Here is a 249-nt window from a genome sequence, read left to right as displayed (position 1 = left end):
CGAGAGGGCCGTTGGTGGCTGGTGCGGGTTCCCGAGCTGCATGCTGTCACCCAGGCCCGCTCCATCCGTGAGATCGCGATCATGGCCCGGGATCTCGTCGCAGCCCTCCTCGATGTCGAGGTCGAGGAGGTCACTGTTCACGTGACGTACGAGTTACCGGAGACAGTGGCCACGACCTGGGCGCAAGCCGAAGCCCTGCGTGCACAAGCCGATGAGGCTGCAGAACGGGCGGCAGCACTGCGCCGGGCG

At 67.1% G+C, this 249-nt stretch carries 1 protein-coding gene; it reads left to right on the top strand.

Annotation, left to right across the window (positions count from 1 at the left end):
- On the top strand, nucleotides 1-249 hold a 249-nt coding region (locus tag SB717_RS38325), incomplete at both ends, for a hypothetical protein (protein ID WP_410908436.1).

The sequence above is a fragment of the Priestia sp. SIMBA_032 genome, from assembly GCF_046535215.1.
GTDB lineage: Bacteria > Bacillota > Bacilli > Bacillales > Bacillaceae_H > Priestia > Priestia aryabhattai.
This window is presented reverse-complemented; position numbering and strand designations above follow the sequence as displayed.